The sequence below is a fragment of the Petralouisia muris genome (genome assembly GCF_004793545.1).
GTDB lineage: Bacteria > Bacillota > Clostridia > Lachnospirales > Lachnospiraceae > Petralouisia > Petralouisia muris.
Genome location: NZ_SRYA01000252.1, coordinates 1 through 489, shown reverse-complemented (window position 1 = coordinate 489; position 489 = coordinate 1). Strand labels below are relative to the sequence as shown.

The 489-nt window shown below is 42.1% G+C and carries 1 protein-coding gene; it reads left to right on the top strand.

Features of this window, described 5'->3' with window-relative positions; all coding sequences use genetic code 11:
* Positions 1-204 (top strand): hypothetical protein (locus E5329_RS30280; protein WP_168356823.1); only part of this gene is annotated, 204 nt, incomplete at its 5' end.
* Positions 205-489: the final 285 nt, after the last annotated feature.

Genomic DNA, 489 nt, shown 5'->3' with positions numbered 1-489 from the left:
GCAATATCTATAGTTACTATTGTTGGCTGGCTGCTCCGTATGCTTTTTAAGCACTGTCATAGAAAGATTGCCATGCGCAGGATGATATGGCGGTATTTACAGGACAGCTTTATGGATGGGTGCGACTGTATGGAAGGATATCGTGCAATGGTCCGTAAGACCTGCATGGAAGATGCTAAAGAGCGTTTCCGCAAGAAAAACTGACATTTAGGCAGAAAACACGGTGCAAAAGACTGACCTATTGCTGCAGAGGGTACAGCAATTAAGCGCAAAACAAGTCATTGTCAACATATGTTTGAAGATAAAACAACATTATTTTATGTGTCTCTAATTTAGCGTTTGGCCTCTGTTGAAGGCAGTCCAGTCGCCCCGAAAGTTTAAGGCATAACCATTACTACTTGGCGCGGTTTTGAGCTTAAATACCGTCAAAACCACGCCAAGCAAAGAAAGGACGATTATATGGAAGGAAAAATCAATCAGACAGAAAGT